General features: G+C 71.7%; 11 protein-coding genes. 6 read left to right on the forward strand and 5 right to left on the reverse strand.

Going from position 1 to position 15,183, the window contains the following annotated elements; translation table 11 throughout:
- The first annotated feature begins 7 nt into the window (after positions 1-7).
- The 5 genes from FL311_RS12160 to FL311_RS12180 all read left to right on the forward strand — a co-directional run bounded on the left by FL311_RS12160 (position 8) and on the right by FL311_RS12180 (position 10,457).
- Complete coding sequence (locus tag FL311_RS12160; protein WP_141325200.1) at positions 8-3,247, forward strand: PD-(D/E)XK nuclease family protein; 3,240 nt, start codon at positions 8-10, stop codon at positions 3,245-3,247.
- A complete protein-coding gene (locus FL311_RS12165; RefSeq protein WP_141325201.1) occupies positions 3,244-6,909 on the forward strand; it encodes a UvrD-helicase domain-containing protein in 3,666 nt (1,221 codons plus the stop codon). Before FL311_RS12160 ends, FL311_RS12165 begins: the two co-directional genes overlap by 4 nt.
- 12 nt (positions 6,910-6,921) lie before the next feature.
- Positions 6,922-8,232 (forward strand): adenylosuccinate synthase, encoded by a 1,311-nt coding sequence (locus tag FL311_RS12170; protein WP_141325202.1) that lies wholly within the window; start codon positions 6,922-6,924, stop codon positions 8,230-8,232.
- Between the two features lie 104 nt (positions 8,233-8,336).
- The gene (locus tag FL311_RS12175; RefSeq protein WP_141325215.1) at positions 8,337-9,962 is read left to right on the forward strand and encodes a tetratricopeptide repeat protein; all 1,626 of its coding nucleotides are present in this window, start codon (positions 8,337-8,339) and stop codon (positions 9,960-9,962) included.
- Between the two features lie 63 nt (positions 9,963-10,025).
- Positions 10,026-10,457: a PH domain-containing protein gene (locus FL311_RS12180; RefSeq protein ID WP_141325203.1), complete on the forward strand. Its 432-nt coding sequence runs from the start codon at positions 10,026-10,028 to the stop codon at positions 10,455-10,457.
- A gap of 4 nt (positions 10,458-10,461) precedes the next feature.
- Here FL311_RS12180 and FL311_RS12185 read toward each other — a convergent pair whose 3' ends face one another.
- From FL311_RS12185 to FL311_RS12200, 4 genes are all read right to left on the reverse strand, one after another.
- On the reverse strand, positions 10,462-11,286 hold the full coding sequence (locus FL311_RS12185) for an FHA domain-containing protein (RefSeq protein WP_141325204.1): 825 nt from the start codon (positions 11,284-11,286) through the stop codon (positions 10,462-10,464).
- Between the two features lie 110 nt (positions 11,287-11,396).
- Positions 11,397-12,152 carry a YqjF family protein gene (locus tag FL311_RS12190; RefSeq protein ID WP_141325205.1) on the reverse strand — a complete coding sequence of 252 codons (756 nt, stop codon included), beginning with the start codon at positions 12,150-12,152 and terminating at the stop codon, positions 11,397-11,399.
- Between the two features lie 64 nt (positions 12,153-12,216).
- On the reverse strand, positions 12,217-12,930 hold the full coding sequence (locus FL311_RS12195; protein ID WP_141325206.1) for a hypothetical protein: 714 nt from the start codon (positions 12,928-12,930) through the stop codon (positions 12,217-12,219).
- 19 nt (positions 12,931-12,949) lie between these two features.
- Entirely contained in the window at positions 12,950-13,558 is a 609-nt protein-coding gene (locus tag FL311_RS12200; protein ID WP_141325207.1) for an LppP/LprE family lipoprotein, read from the reverse strand.
- Positions 13,559-13,710: 152 nt separating this feature from the next.
- Here FL311_RS12200 and FL311_RS12205 point away from each other — a divergent pair, with 152 nt between their 5' ends.
- Positions 13,711-14,907 (forward strand): carbohydrate-binding family 9-like protein, encoded by a 1,197-nt coding sequence (locus FL311_RS12205; RefSeq protein WP_141325208.1) that lies wholly within the window; start codon positions 13,711-13,713, stop codon positions 14,905-14,907.
- 19 nt (positions 14,908-14,926) lie between these two features.
- Here the strand turns inward: FL311_RS12205 and FL311_RS12210 are convergent, their stop codons facing one another.
- Positions 14,927-15,181: a hypothetical protein gene (locus FL311_RS12210; protein ID WP_141325209.1), complete on the reverse strand. Its 255-nt coding sequence runs from the start codon at positions 15,179-15,181 to the stop codon at positions 14,927-14,929.
- Between the last annotated feature and the right edge of the window lie 2 nt (positions 15,182-15,183).

Genomic DNA, 15,183 nt, shown 5'->3' on the forward strand with positions numbered 1-15,183 from the left:
CGCATCCATGGCCCGTCCCGTCCGTACCCTCCATGTGTTCCCCGACGCCGGCCGGCGTCAGGCCGCGTTGCGCGCGGAAGGGAACGCCCGGGGGGTGGCGGTGGGGCGGGATCTGCTCACCTGGGAGGAACTCCTCGTCGCGCTGGGTGGGGCTCGCGAGCTGAACCGGCGTCCGTGCCCGGCGGTGCTGGCGCGCGCGGTGATGTCCTCGCTGGGGCCGCAGTTGGGCAACACGCACTTCGGCGAGTACGTCCGGGAGCCGGCCTTCGCGCGCGCGGGGCTGGAGGTGGTGCTGGACCTGAAGGCCGGGCGCCTGTCGCCACGGGAGCTCCAGGACGCGGTGGAGGTCCTCCCGCCCGAGCGGCAGAAGCACGTGCGGGTGCTCGCCCGGCTGTATCACCTGTACGAGCAGAAGCTGGCGGAGCTGGGGCTCGCGGACCGCGAGGACGTGCTGCGCGGGGCGCGCGAGGCGCTGGGCCGGGGCGCGTGGCCGGTGAGCTGGGATGGCGTGGGGACGCTGGTTTTGCACGGGGTCTACGACGTGCGCCCGTCCGGCCTGGAGCTCCTGCTGGCATTGGCGGCGGCGTGTGAGTCGCGACGCGTGACGCTCCGGGTGGAGACGCCGGTGGGCGGCTCGCCGGTCGCGGACGCGGCCCTGGCCTCGCTGTTCCGCGCCTTCGAGAACCGTGGTGAGTCCATGCCGCACGTGGACCTCTTCAAGGCGGACGTCACCTTCGAGTCCCGGCCGTTCATCGACCTGGGGCGCTTCGCCTTCTCGCCCCGGGCGCCGCGCAATGTGCTCGAGGACGCGAAGACCCAGCCTCGCGTGTGGAGCGCGGCCACGGCGCGCGAGGAGGCGCGCCTGGTGGCCAGGGACGTGCGCCGGCTCATCGCGGAAGGGGCCGCGCCGTCGGACATCGCGATTGCATACCGTGAGCTGGGGGCGGAGGCGGGCTGGCTCGCCGAGTCGCTCGGTGAGCTGGGAGTGCCGGTGCGACTGCCCTGGGGCGAGCCGCTCTCTTTGGCCGGGCCGGTGCGTCTGGCGTTGGACCTGCCGCTGCTGGTGGAGGATGGCTTCCCCGCCGAGCGCGTGGCGGAGCTGGTGGGCAGTCGCTACGCGCACATCCTGTCGCGCGGAGGTCCAGAATCACCCGCGAGCCTCTTCGCGCTGGCCGCCGTGCGGGACGACCGCCTGGGCGCGCTGCGAGGACGGGGTGCGTACGACGTGCGCCTCGAGGGACTCGCGCGCCGGCTCCAGGCGCTCCAGGGTGCACAGAAGAAGGACGGCAGCGCGCGCATCCAGTCGGTGCGGGTGCTGCGCGAGCGCTGCGGCCTGTTGCTGAATGCCTGCCGGCGCATTCCCGAGAAGGCGCCCGTTGCTGAACAGTTGGCCGCGTGGTGGCACGTGGTGGAGCAGTTGGGGTTGATGGACTCCGAGGGGCCCTTGGAGTCGCGCGCGGAAGGTGGGTTGGCGGAGCGGGCGCTGGATGCGCGGTCGCGAGACGAGGCCGCGCGCGAGGCGCTGCGGCAGCGCGTCCAGGGACTGCTGCGGACGATGAAGGCGGTGGGCGGTGGCCCGGTGCTGCGTCGGCGCACGTTCGGTCGATGGCTGCGCGACGCGATGTCGGAGGCATACCTGCCCGCGCGAGGCCCCCGGGGCGCGGCGGTGGAGGTGCTGGAGGCGGCGGAGGTGCCTGGACGCTCCTTCCGTCATCTCTTCATCGCGGGGCTCACCGAGGGACGCTTCCCGGGTCGGGATGTGCCCTCGCCGTTGCTCGCGGACGCGGAGCGCTCGGCGCTCAATCAGCACCTGGGCCGTGACGTGTTCCGACTGACCGGTGGCGAGTTCGAGGACCGCGCGGCGTGGCGGCTCACCGAGGACCGCCTGTTGTTCGCCAGCGCGCTCGCCGCTGCGGAGGAGACGCTGAGCCTGTCCTTCGCGGTGGAGGGGGCGGGCGGACAGGAGCAGGTTCCGTCCTCGTTCCTGGAGGAGGTGCGCCGGCTCACCGCGCTGAAGTGGACGCCGCGCTCGTTGCCGCCCATTCCTCCGTTGGACGAGGTGCTCACCGAGTCGGAGCTGCGACGCTGCGTGGCGCTCGAGGTCCTGTCGTATCCGAAGCTGCGCGTCACCGAGCCGGACGCCGCGGCGCCGCTGCTCAAGCGCCACTTCGACCGCGAGGCCTGGTACTCGGGTGCGCGCGAGCTGTCCTTGGTCGAGGTGGAGCGGCTGTACTTCTTCGGAGACCCGAAGATGAAGCCCGGGAAGTACACGGGCTCGGTGGATGCCAACACGATGCGCGCGTCGTTGCGCGAGGCCTTCCGCTTCGACCTGACGCGGCCCCTGTCCGCGTCCGCGCTCGCGCGCTTCGGCAACTGCGGCTTCCAGGGCTTCCTCACGTACGGCCTGAAGGTGACGGAGCCGGACCGCCCGGGCGAGGAGTTCGACGCGCGCGGGCGCGGCACCTTCTGGCACCGCGTCGTGGAGGAGGTCTTCCAATCGCTCAAGCAGCACCAACTGCTTGGCAAGGCTCCGGAGGAGATCCCCGAGGAGGTGCTGGACTCCGCGCTCCAGTCCGCGGTGGCGCACTTCGAGAAGTTCCACCACGTGGGGCACCCCGCGCTGTGGAAGCTGGCGCACGAGCGCGCGCGGGCGATGGCGCGTCGAATCCTGGTGGATGAGCGGCGCGGGCTGCCCTTCGAGCGGATGGTGCCGGAGGGCTTCGAGCTCCAGTTCGGCCCCGCCGCCGAGGACGACCGGTGGCGCCACGTCATGTTGCCCATCGACGGTGACGCCATCGTCTTCGAGGGGAAGATCGACCGGCTCGACGTGTCCGGCTCGGAGGTGGGGGTCATCGACTACAAGTCCGGGCGCCTGGACAAGAACGAGCTGAAGAAGCGGCTGCTCACGTCCGACTTCCAGCTGCCGCTGTACCTCTTCGCCGCGCGCGAGAGCGGCCACCAGAACGCGAGCCAGGCCGCGTGGTTCTCGCTGCGCACGGGCAACACCATCCACCTGTCGGAGGTGGTCCCCGCGCAGGAGCTGGACGAGCTGTTGTCCACGGACCCCGAGGTGCGCGCGAAGGTGGCGGAGAAGGAAGGCGGGCGCAACCTGCCCAACGCCGTGGAGTCGCTGGTGCGCACGCTGCGCGAGGGCCAGTTCGCCGCGCGGCCCCAGGACTGTGGCTCCTGCGGCTTCCGCGCCGTGTGCCGCATCACCGAGCGGCGGATGACGGAGGAGGGGAGTTGAGCACGGCCCCTTCCATCCTCGCGCTGGAGCGCAACCTGGCGCTCATGGCGGGCGCCGGCGCGGGCAAGACGTACAGCCTGGTGACGATGACGCTGCACCTGCTCGCGGGCGCGCGCGAGGCGGGGGGCCCCTTGCGCCCCGCGCGGCTGTGCATGCTGACCTTCACCGACAAGGCCGCGGCGGAGATGCGCGCGCGCCTGAGGATGCGTCTGGACGGGCTGGCGCAGGGCGAGGCGAAGCTGGACCAGGAGGTGGAGCTGCGCGCCTCGCTCTCCCGGCTGGACCGCCCGTTCCCGTTGCCCGAGGCGTGGCGCCAGCTGCGCGAGGAGATGGGCGCGGCCACGGTGGGCACGTTCCACTCGCTCTGCGGTCAGTTGCTGCGACGCGCGCCACCGGCGGTGGGCATCGACCCGAGCTTCGAGGTGCTCGACGAACTCGAGGCGTCCAGTCTGGTGCAGGACGTGTGCGAGCGCGTGGTGTTGGACTCGCTGGAGGCGGGTGACGCGCGGGTGCGTGAGCTGTGTCAGGAGCTGGGGTTCTCCGGCTCCGGGTTCTCCGATGGTCTGGTCGCCGCGCTGGTGTCGGTCTACGGCAAGCTGCGCGAGGAGGGGCTGCGCGCGGCCTCCGCGGCGGTGGCCGACGTGGCGCAGGCCCGCGAGGAGTTCGACGACGCACTGAAGGAATGCCTGCGCCTGTGCATGGAAGTGCGAGCGCTGGACGCCAAGGGCGAGTGGAGCCAGTTGGTGGGCGCGCTGGAGAAGGCGCTCAACGGGATGACGGCGGAGAACTTCCAGAAGGGAGACCGCTACCCGTGGCTGCGCGCCTGCTTCGCGACGGACACGCGCAACATCGCGCGGCTCAGCAAGGGCGCCGCGGGGCCGGTGCGCGAGCTGTACTGGCGCATCTACAAGGGCAAGACGGACGGCTCGGTGCGCATGCTCGTCGATGCGTGGGCCGCGTGGCACACCGCGCCCTTCGAGGAGACCTTCCGCGAGCTGCTGGGGCGCGTGGAGACCCGGCACGACGCGGAGTTCGCCCGCCGCAACGTATTCGACTTCACCTCGCTGCTCGTCAAGGCGCGCGACCTGCTGCGAGACCATGCCGAGTTTCGTCGGCAGGTGCAGGAGCGCGTGGGCGCGCTCCTGGTGGACGAGTTCCAGGACACCAACCGGCTCCAGTTGGAGCTGGTGCTGCTGCTCGCGGAGAAGCGCGAGGGTGGGCCTCGCGAGCTGACGCCGGAGATGGACCTGCCGTCCGCGCTGCCGCTGGAGCCCGCGTTCCTCTGCGCGGTGGGAGATCGCAAGCAGTCCATCTACGAGTTCCGTGGCGCGGACGTCTCCGTCTTCACGCTGCTGTCGAAGAAGGTGGAGGAGGAGGGCGGCACCCGCGGCTTCCTCCAGCACAACCGCCGCTCGGTGCCAGGGCTGTTGTCCTTCTTCAACCACGCCTTCGCCGGGGTGCTGGTGGCGGCGGATGCACACGCGCCCCGTCCGTTCGAGGTCGTCTACGTCCCCGAGGAGGACGACCTGTCGCCCGTGCGCGCCTCGCTCACCGAGGCCCCCGTGGTGGAGCGACTCCACCTGGAGGAGCAGGAGACCGCCGGAGACCTGCGGTGGCTGGACGCGGACTGCACCGCGCGGAGGCTGCGCATCCTGCTCGCGCCCGGTGCGCTCCCCACGGTGGCTCGCGAGGATGGAGAGGGCTCACGTCCCGCGCGCGGTGGCGACGTGGCGATGCTCTTCCGGACCTTCACGCACCTGGAGGTGTACCGGCAGGCGCTCATCCGCCACGGTGTGCCTCATCGGGTGCTGCGTGGACGAGGGTTCTACGGCGCGCAGGAGGTGCTCGACCTGGCCTCGCTGCTGGCGCTGCTGGCGGACACGGAGGACGCGCTCGCCTTCGCCGCCGTGCTGCGCTCGCCGCTGGTGGGACTGTCGGACGCGACCTTGTTCCTGCTCGCCGGGGAGCAGCCGCTGTCACTGGCGTCACCTCGACTGACGGACGACGAGGTGCTCGCCACCCTGCCGGAGCGCGAGCGACAGCGCCTGAGGACCTTCCTGGAGGCCTTGCCCGCGCTGTGCCGGGAGCGGGACAGGTTGGGCGTGAGGGAGCTGTTGCTCACCGCGCTGGACCTGACGGGCTACCGCGAGGCGCTCGCGGGTTCTCCCTATGCGGAGCAGGCGAGCGCCAACGTGGAGAAGCTGCTCGCGCTGGCCTCGCGTCGCGACGAGCGCGGCTCGGGCGGGTGCGTGGCCTTCGCCCGCGAGCTGCGCATGCTGGCCGAGTCCTCGCCGAACGAAGCGCAGGCGGACCTGCTCGACGCGGGAGATCCGCGCGCGGTGCAACTGCTCACCATCCACCGCGCCAAGGGCCTGGAGTGGCCCATCGTCGTCGTGCCCGGCATGGGCGGTCGACGCAGGAGCACCTCCGCCCGCGCGCACTTCGAGCGCTCGCACGGCATCGCCCTGCGCCCCTGGGTGCCGGACTCGCTGGACGGTTACACGTCCAATCGCTTCGAGGCGGTGCGCCAGGAGCTGAAGGCCCGCGAGGACGCCGAGTATCGCCGCCTGCTCTACGTGGCCCTCACCCGCGCCAGGGACTTGCTGGTGCTCTCCGGAGGCGAGGAGCCGCGCGCGGGCAAGGATTCGTGGTGGCACCTCGTCGATGCCCGGCTGGAGGACGTCACCACGCGCGAGCTCGTCACGGACGTGGACGTGGACGAGCTGCCTCCACCCAGGGACCCGGAGCCGCCGGGGCCCGAGGCGCTGGCGCGCGCGGAGGCCCGTGTCGAGGCCGCGTTGCTGCGCGTGCGCGGCGGCACGCTGGACCTGTCCGAGTCCGCGGCGTCCCTCTGCGCGCCCGTGAGCGCCGTGCAGGACTTCATCACCTGTCCACGTCGCTTCCACTACGTGCACCGCCTGGGACTGCGCGGCGCGCCGTGGCCATGGGAGGTGGCGCCGCGAGAGACCCCGCTCGTCGTCGAGCCGGACGGCTGGCTCCCTGAACGCAGCCCCGCGGAGCTGGTGCGCCATCTGCTGAGCACCTCTGATTTGCGACTGTGCTCGGCCCGTGACGTGGACGTCACGGAGCGCCGCGCGCACCTGGAGGTCTTGCTGCGCGAGGCGGGCGCGTTGGCGGAGGACCCGGGCATGGAGGCGGTCCTGGGCACGGCGGAGCGCTGGCTCGCCACTGACTTCGCCCGGATGCTGGCGGAGTCCCCACCGCGCGGCGTGCACCGGGGCCTGGCCTTCACCCTGGCGGTGGACGAGGGCATCTCCCTGGAGGGTGAGATGGATGTCCTCTGGGAGTCACCTCGCGGCGAGGCGGTGGTGGTGACCTACAAGTCGGGCGGACGGCATCCGTTGGGAGCGGCCGCGTATGCCCACGAGCTGGACGCGCTGGAGCTGGCGGCGCGACGGATGGTGCGAGCGGGCGTCCCCGTGCGTGTGGGCGTCGTCTTCCTGAGGGAGGAGCGGCCGGAGCCCGAGTGGCGGGTGGACTCGGCGCGCCCCGAGGAGGCCGCCAGGCGGCTCGCGGACGCGACGCGGGCGCTGGCACGGGGGGAGGTGCGTGGCGCCTGGGTGGGACGAGAGAGGGCGACCTGCCAGGCCCTGCATTGTGGCTTCTCGGAACACTGTCACCCGGCCCCTCCCGCGTGCTAAGCGGCGGGCACCATGCCGAACGTCGTCGTCATCGGAGCGCAGTGGGGAGATGAAGGTAAGGGCAAGGTCGTGGACCTGCTCACCGAGCATGCCCAGTTGGTCGTCCGCTTCCAGGGCGGCAACAACGCGGGGCATACGCTCGTGGTGGGGGGCCAGAAGACGGTCCTGCACCTGATTCCCTCGGGCATCCTCCACCAGGGCAAGACGTGTGTCATTGGCAACGGAGTGGTGGTGGACCCGGCGGTGCTCGTGGGGGAGATCGACGCGCTCAAGGCGCGCGGCTTCCTCAAGGAGGACTTGCAGCTCATCATCTCCGACAATTCCCACGTCATCTTCCCGTGGCACAAGCTGCTGGACAGCTTCCGCGAGAAGGCCCGCGGTGGCAGCGCCATCGGCACCACCGGCCGCGGTATCGGCCCGTCCTATGAGGACAAGGTGGCGCGCCGGGGCATCCGCATGCGGGACTTGCTCAACCCCGAGCGCCTGCGCAAGCGCATCGAGGAGCGGCTGCCCCAGGCCCTCGACGAGCTCCGGGAGCTGTGCGGCAAGGCGGGCGTGCCGGTGCCCCAGCTCGAGGTGCCCCAGGTGCTCGCGGAGTTCTCCGGGCTGGGTGAGCGGCTCAAGCCCTACGTGCACGACGCCTCGCTGTACCTCGCCGGCCAGGTGCGCCGCGGCGCGCGCATCCTCTTCGAGGGCGCGCAGGGCACGCTGCTCGACGTGGACCACGGCACCTATCCCTTCGTGACGTCGTCCAACTGCGTGGCGGGCAACGCCGCGGTGGGCTCGGGCCTGGGCCCGACGGCCATCGACAAGGTGATGGGCATCAGCAAGGCCTACACCACGCGCGTCGGCGGCGGTCCGTTCCCCACGGAGCTCAGCGACGCCATCGGCGACCAGCTGCGCAAGGTGGGTGACGAGTTCGGCGCCACCACCGGTCGCCCCCGCCGCTGCGGCTGGCTGGACGGCGTGGTGCTGCGCTACGCGGCGCGCGTCAACGGCCTGTGGGGCATGGCGCTCACCAAGCTCGACGTGCTCAGCGGCCTGAAGTCGCTGCAGATCTGCAACGCGTACGACCTGGACGGCGAGAAGATCACCGAGCTGCCCGGTGACTACGAGGACCTGGCGCGCGTCAAGCCCATCTACGAGACGCTGCCCGGCTGGGAGGAGAACCTCGCCGGCGTGCGCAGCTTCGACGAGCTGCCGGAGAACGCGAAGCGCTACGTGCGCCGCGTGGAAGAGGTCAGCGGCGTGCCCGTGGTGTGCGTCTCCGTGGGCGCCGACCGCGGCGAGACGGTGCTGCTGCAGAACCCCTTCCGCAGCTGAGACGGGCCACACCCTCGGAGAAACTCCCACCGGGGGTGTGGGCGCATCGTGACGTCGTCCCCGGTTTCTGCTACGGCAACCGGTGCAACCCCTTGGGGGACGTCATGCACCTGGTGCGCAAGTCCGTCGTCGTCCTGTCCGCGGTGCTGCTGCTCGGTGCCGCGGAGCCCTCCGAGCCCGCCCGGGCCGCCTTTGCTCGCGGCGAGTCCGCCCTGGGCGCCGGCCGTCTGGACGAAGCGGCCGCCGCATACCGCGAAGCGCTGGCCGCCACTCCGGGCTATGCCCCCGCGCTCAACGGCCTGGGCAGCGTGGCCTTCCGCCAGGGCAAGCTGAAGGACGCCATCGCGCGCTTCGGCGAGGCCACGCAGGCGGACCCGCTCCACAAGATGGCGTACTTCAACCTGGGCTATGCCGCGCGCAAGGCCGGGGACGCCGCCACCGCCGCCCGCGCCTACGGGCGTTATGTCGAGCTCGAGCCGGACGACGCGGACGGCTACTACGGCCTCGCGGAGAGCCACCGCCAGCTCGGCGACAAGCCCCAGGCCATCGCCGCGTATCAGGGCTACATCGCCCGTGAGAACCGGCCCTCGGAGCAGATCTGGGTCCAGAAGGCGCGCGGCTACCTGAAGTCGCTCGGCGCCTCGCCCCTGCCGCCCGGGTCCCCGAAGTCGCTCCCGCGCGGCGTCGCGGCGACGCCTCCGACGAGCACCCTCGGCGCCTCGCCCGAGTCCCCGAAGCCGCTCCCGCGCGTCGCCGAGGCGACGCCTCCGACGAGCCCCCTCGGCGCCTCGCCCGAGTCCCCGAAGCCGCTCCCGCGCGTCGCCGAGGCGCCGACGACGATGAGCACCCCGGGCGCCACGCCAGTGACACCTCCCTCGGTGGCGACGGCCGACGGCGCGGACCTGCGCGAGAAGGGGACGCCCCCTGGCACCGCCGTGGCCTCGCCCGCCGGGACGCCCTCGGCGCAGGAGCCGGTGCCCTTCCCGTCGAAGCCCTCGGCCGAGGTCGCGCAGGCGCGCACGCCGAACCCCGCGCTGGCGGCGGCGCGCATCCGGGACGGCGACGCGCTGATGAAGGAGCGCCGCTACCGCGAGGCGGCCTTCGCGTTCCTGGATGCGTCGCACGCGGACGAGGGCCATGTGGAGGCCTTGTTCAAGCTGGGCAACGCGTTGGCGGTGCTCGGCTACTACGGGCAGGCGGTGGAGAAGTGGGAGTCCGCCATCCAGCTCACGAAGGACGCGGCCATCCGTCAGAGCGCGCAGGACAACATCGCGCGGGCGCGGACGAAGATGGCGCAGTCGGGCGCGTCGCCGCAGGCGGCGGGACAGGCTCCGGGCTCCGGACCTGTCGCGGAGACGACACGGGCGCAGGCCCGGAGGGCCTATGAGCAGGGCGTGCAGCGCATCGGCTCGCGCGACTTCGCCACGGCGCTGACGCACCTGACCCAGGCCATCCAACTGGAGCCCATGCTCGCGGTGGCCTACACCGCGCGCGGCAGCGCCAACATCGGCCTGCGGCGCTACGCGGAGGCCGCGGCGGACTATCAGTTCGCGATGGAGCTGGAGCCCCAGGCGGCGTCCCCCCTGTACGGGTTGGCCGAGTCCTACCGCGCCCTGGGGCGCAACGCGGAGGCACGGGGGCTCTACGAGCGCTATGCCGCCTCGTCGGCCGCGGACGTCCGTCCCCAGCTCCAGGAGGAATCTCGACAGAAGGCCGTGAAGCTGCGTTGACCGGCGGCCAGGCGGGCCGGGGGGCAGGTGGATCCTGTCAGCCCCAAGCATTAATTTGGAGGTATGACCGGGCGCGACGCGGAGATGAACGGACGGCAGGTCTTTCGCCCTCGTCGTAGCCTCTCGGCTGCGATGGCGGCGGCGGGTCTGCTCTGGGTGGCGGTGCTGCTCTACCTCTTCAAGTTCGAAGGGGTGCCGCTGAAGACCTTCCTCTCAGCGGGCTTCTTCATCCTCTTCTTCGGCGTCTCGCTCGCGTACTACGCGCGCACGCTCATCGTCGTGGACGCCCGGGGCATCACCTACCGGGGCATGGTGCGCACCCGGCGCTTCGCGTTCTCGGACATCCGCAACGTGGACGTGCTGCCGGGCCCCGTCACCGTCTACGCCATCCGGGGACAGTGGGGATTCGTCCACTTCACCAGCTTCTTCCTGCATCACCAGAAGCTCGCCCGGATTCTCGTCGAACGCGCGGGGTTGGCGCCGCTGCCGGGTTGACGCGCTAGGTCGTCGTCAGGAGGTAGGTGACGAGCAGTCCCGCCAGCGCCGCGGTGCCTCCCAGCCCGATGAACCACCACTCCGCGCGAGCCTTCCGCCGAGGAGGCGCCGTCTGCGCCGGCCCGGTGTCCGAGAGGCTCTGCTCGGGGGATTCCGGGGCGGCCGGCTCCGCGGGCGCCTCGTCCAGGGCCGCCTGGAAGCGCAGCAGCGTGCGCCCCAGCTCCAGCACGTCGCCATCGCACAGCGTCACGGGCTCCTGGACGCGCTCCCCGTTGACGTAGACGCCGTTGGGACTGCCCAGGTCCTCCAGGACGAACCCACCTTCTTCGTGGTGGATGCGCGCGTGGTTGCGGGACACGGACCTGTCGCGAAGGCGCAGCGTGGCCTCCTGTCCTCGACCGAGGTCCGTGCGGGCGTCCGCGAGCGCGTGCATCCGGCCCACGTCCAGCCCCGTCAGGCAGGTGAGGGTGGCCGCGCGGGAAGGGGCCGCGTCCAGGCCCGTGAGCAGCCCCTTGAGCACGGCGACGGTGCCCTGGGCGCGCTGCTCGGGTGTCTCCGGGAGGACACTCAGGCGCATCGTGTCGGGCAGTCCCACGACCTCGCCGGGGAGCACCAGCCTGGACACGCCCGGAGGCACGAGCACCCCGTTGACGTCGAAGGTCCGGGTCGCCTCCACCATGAGCCGCTGCCCCTCGATGTGCAGGGACAAGAGGTGGGGCGGCAGGGCCTCCAGGCGGACATGGTCCTCGGGACCGCCGCCCAGCAGGTGATGGCCCTCGGGCAATTCGAAGGGCGTGGTGGTGCCCAGGTGCTGGAATTCGAAGCGCATGGCCCGGGGCTGGAGCAACGGGTGGACCGCCCTGGCGCACGGGGATTCGCGTGCTTGGCGCTTGGGTGCGTCCCGGACGCTGGCCCGGCCCGTCCTCGCCGCGAGACGGCTCAGGCGGCCGGGTCGAGTGAAGTGTCCACTTCCGACACGCGCGCGCCAGGATGGACGGCCACCGCGGAGCCATCCGCGACGAACGCGGAGGCGGGCGTGCCCCGCAGGAAGGGCACGAAGCGCTCGCCGTACAGCTTCGCCACGTCGCACTCGAAGACGGTGTCCTCGGCGCGCCACACGGACCAGCGCGGGTGCTCCACGCGGTACTCCGCGCTGCCTCCGTCGCGCTGGGGTGTGTAGCCCCAGTAGTGCTCGGTGATGAACTCCTCCTGCGAATCCGGAGCGCTGGGCAGGGGAGCGCCCCGCGTGCGCGCCGCGAGTCGATGCCAGCGGCCCTCGTGCTTCCAGCCGTACTCCAGGCGGCCCGGTGCGCCCTGCTCGGCGCCGTCCATCTCCACGAGGTGCCGCATGGGCAGCGCCACGTACGGCTCGTTGTAGACGACGCGCGCCACCGTCGCGATGGCCCACCGGGGGACGAGCTCCCGCACGAAGGCCACGCCCCGTCGCCATCCCTCGGGTCCACGGTGGCGCACGTAGTAGCGGAGGTTGACCTCGTCGAAGTCGCGATGGAAGGGCACCGCGAGCCCGCGCACGCGCGTGTCGAGGAAGCGGAAGCCCACCATGCTGGCGAAGGCCTTGCCCCGCCACGTGTCCAGCTCCGTGCCTCGGGGGACGAGCGGCGCGAGCACCTTCGGGTCCACCTCGTAGTTGAGCATCACGAGGTAGCGCCACGTGGCTGTCAGGAAGGGGCTCATGTCCCTTCGTAATCCGCGCCGGGCCCGCGTGTCCGGGCCGCCGTCGCGGGCCCCGAACTCCGCCTTACCGGAGTCGGAAGCCGATGTTCTGTGGGAGCGAGAACATGTACGCGCTCGCGGCCACCATCATCACCACACCCAGGGCGAGCAGCGAGAGCTTCAGCGACGGGTGGTCGAGCTTCGTGGCCACGCCCGCGAAGAAGAGGACGGAGGCGAAGAGCACGACGCAGAAGGTGAAGTTGTCGCCGTTCTGGGTGGCCTGCCGCGCCTTGTCGAAGGTCGCTGACGCCTCTTCGTTCAGCAGCCGGCTGCGCTCGCGAGGCGCCGGGTAGTATTCGGGCCGCGTGAAGGGTGTGTCCGGCGGCGCGACGCCTTGCGCGAGTCCCTCCGCGCGCCACGCCTCGAAGGCGGGGCGGAACTCCTCGCGGAAGCGTTGCTCGAAGAACCGCGCCCGCTTCTCGTCGCCGTCGCTCCACGCGGCGGCCCAGTTCCCGAAGGTGCTCGTGTCCACCTCGACGAGCAGCGCCATCTCGTTGGCGGCGCGGACGGCTTCGGAGCGCAGCGCGTTCGCCTTGCTGTATTCGTAGGACTGCTCGCCGCTCCAGCGGGTGGCCTGGTACGCGCTCCACGCGGAGCCGACGGTGGCGAGCGCGAGCAGCACGGTGGCGAGCAGCTCCACCATGTACTCACGCCTGCGCTCGCGCGCGGGACGCAGGTGGAGGATGGCGTCGGCGAGCTCCTTGTGGAACTCGTGGGGAGCCGGGGATGACGTGCTCATGCGGGGCCTCCAGGTCCTGTCACGGCGAGGACGTCGGCTGTGTGGTGGCCGAGGTCGCCGTCACCACGGGCCCCTTGGGTCCGGGCCGGATTTCGTAGTCGACGGAGGCCTGTCGGGAGGGGCAGCACAGCGGATCCTCGTCCGAGTAGCGGCGCACCGCGCCCGACAGGCTCTTCGCGTCCACCAGCCGCACGTCCCCGAGCGCTCCGTCGAACCGGTCCGACATGGGCTCCGGAGACAATGTGCCCGCGAAGCGGCCGTCGACGAAGACGAACACCTGGTAGCCCATGGCGCGGCACTGGCCGTCCCCCTCGGCCGCGGCGGTGATGACCTCCGTCGTGTCGTAGACCTGCAGCGCGCCCAGCAGCGTCCAGCCCGCCTTCACCACGGCCCGGTCCGACGCGGTGGTGGGCTTGCGCGCGAGCTTCGCGCAGGGGCCCGTGCGCAGGGACTGGCCATCGCCACGAGGCGCCTTGGGCAGCGTGGCCCCCGACACGTTCCATGACGCCAGGGGCTGCTTGTCCACCCACGCGGAACCGCTGGCCTGGGGCGCGGCGGGCGACGCGGCCAGGGAGGGGGCCGCCATGAGCAGCAGGACGGCGGGGATGAGCACTCGACGTCGCGACATGGGCGAGACCTCCGGAAGCAAGATGGCCCTGTCGCGCGCGAATGGGACGTGGGACGCGCGGGCGGGCAGGTGAGCGGAGGGCCGCCCGGGTCGAACGCAGGCGCGATGGAACCCACCTCGCCGCGGGAAGGCCGCTAGGATGGCCGCCGCCGATGCGCACTTCATCCATCGTCCTCTTCCTGACCCTCTCGTGTTCCGTGGCCGCGTGCCGCGATGAACAGGCGGGCCCCAAGCCGCGCACGCAGCGTCTGCCGGAGCCTGCCCGCGCCCGCATCCTGGACGCCGCGCCCTCGGACCTGACCTTCCGCGCGGGCACGACGTTCGCCGGCGGCTCGGTGGTGTACCTGGGCTCGAAGGTGACGCCCGCGAACGCCGCCCCGGGGCAGCAGGTCCAGCTCTCGCACTACTTCCAGGCGCGCGCGCAGCCGCCCCAGGGCTACGGCTTCTTCGTCCACGTGGTGGACGTGGCGAGCGGCGGCATGGTCGTCAACGCGGACCACGAAATCCAGGATGGCGCCGCGCCGTTGGCCACGTGGCCGGTGGGCAAGGTCATCGAGGATGTCCACGTCGTGCCCATGCCCAACGCCCCCGCGCGGGTCATGCTGGGCTTCTGGCGCGGCGACGAGCGGCTGGCCGTGGATGACACCTCCGCCCAGGACGGCGCGAACCGGATGCTCGGGCCCCAGCTCGGCGGCGCCGCGCCGGCGCTCCCCGAGTACGTCGTGCGCCGGGCCGGGACGGCGCCCAAGCTGGACGGCGTGCTCGATGATGCGGTCTGGAAGACGGCGACGCCGGTGGTGCTGAAGGGCAGCTTCGACGGGCGCGCGGTGCGGCTGCGCACCGAGGCGCGCCTGGCCTACGACGACGCGTACCTGTACGTGGCCTTCGACTGCGAGGACCCGGACGTCTGGGGCACGCTGCGCAAGCGCGACGACCCCATCTACGAGCAGGAGGTGGTGGAGATCTTCCTCGACGCCAACGCGGACGGGCGCACGTACAACGAGCTGCAGGTGTCACCGCACAACGTCCAGTTCGACGCGTACTTCCCCGCGCGTCGGCAGGGCATGGACCTGTCATGGGACTCGGGGCTGACGTCCGCCGTGAAGGTGCGCGGCACGCTGGATGACGCCTCCGACAAGGACGAGGGCTGGTCCGTGGAGATGCGCATCCCCTTCGCGAAGCTCGCGGAGGTCCCCCGGGTGCCGCCGCAACCTGGGGACAAGTGGCGCTTCAATCTCTATCGGCTGGAGCACCACGGCCGGAAGACGGTGGAAGGCCAGGCCTTCTCACCGCTCTTCGTCGGTGACTTCCACGCGCTGCCGCGCTTCGGGTGGCTGACGTTCCAGTGAGGGGCCGCGCCCCCCGCGCTCAGGCGTGCGGGGTGATGTCCCACTGGGCATCCGCGACGGAGCGCTCGGAGGTGTCGCCCAGGAAGCGGAGGAAGCCCTGGAGCTCGAGCGTGTCGATGAGCTCCTCGGCCTCCTGTTGCGAGTACCCCTTCAGGTCCACGAGCAGGTCGCGCATGAGCGACTTGCCGCGCAGGTAGCCCACGGGCTCTCCGGGGCCGAGCTTGGACTTCAGGTCCGCCGTCAACTGCCGCAGGTCGATGTCCTCGGGAATCATCG

It is taken from the genome of Myxococcus sp. AB025B (genome assembly GCF_006518215.1).
Lineage (GTDB): Bacteria > Myxococcota > Myxococcia > Myxococcales > Myxococcaceae > Myxococcus > Myxococcus fulvus.

What these genes read in the sequence shown, in the direction of transcription:
- FL311_RS12175 (WP_141325215.1), top strand. Translation starts at nt 8,337, where the DNA reads ATGCACCTGGTGCGCAAGTCCGTCGTCGTCCTGTCCGCGGTGCTGCTG.
- FL311_RS12170 (WP_141325202.1), top strand. Translation starts at nt 6,922, where the DNA reads ATGCCGAACGTCGTCGTCATCGGAGCGCAGTGGGGAGATGAAGGTAAG.
- FL311_RS12160 (WP_141325200.1), top strand. Translation starts at nt 8, where the DNA reads ATGGCCCGTCCCGTCCGTACCCTCCATGTGTTCCCCGACGCCGGCCGG.
- FL311_RS12210 (WP_141325209.1), bottom strand. Translation starts at nt 15,181, where the DNA reads ATGATTCCCGAGGACATCGACCTGCGGCAGTTGACGGCGGACCTGAAG.
- FL311_RS12205 (WP_141325208.1), top strand. Translation starts at nt 13,711, where the DNA reads ATGCGCACTTCATCCATCGTCCTCTTCCTGACCCTCTCGTGTTCCGTG.
- FL311_RS12180 (WP_141325203.1), top strand. Translation starts at nt 10,026, where the DNA reads ATGACCGGGCGCGACGCGGAGATGAACGGACGGCAGGTCTTTCGCCCT.
- FL311_RS12200 (WP_141325207.1), bottom strand. Translation starts at nt 13,558, where the DNA reads ATGTCGCGACGTCGAGTGCTCATCCCCGCCGTCCTGCTGCTCATGGCG.
- FL311_RS12195 (WP_141325206.1), bottom strand. Translation starts at nt 12,930, where the DNA reads ATGAGCACGTCATCCCCGGCTCCCCACGAGTTCCACAAGGAGCTCGCC.
- FL311_RS12190 (WP_141325205.1), bottom strand. Translation starts at nt 12,152, where the DNA reads ATGAGCCCCTTCCTGACAGCCACGTGGCGCTACCTCGTGATGCTCAAC.
- FL311_RS12185 (WP_141325204.1), bottom strand. Translation starts at nt 11,286, where the DNA reads ATGCGCTTCGAATTCCAGCACCTGGGCACCACCACGCCCTTCGAATTG.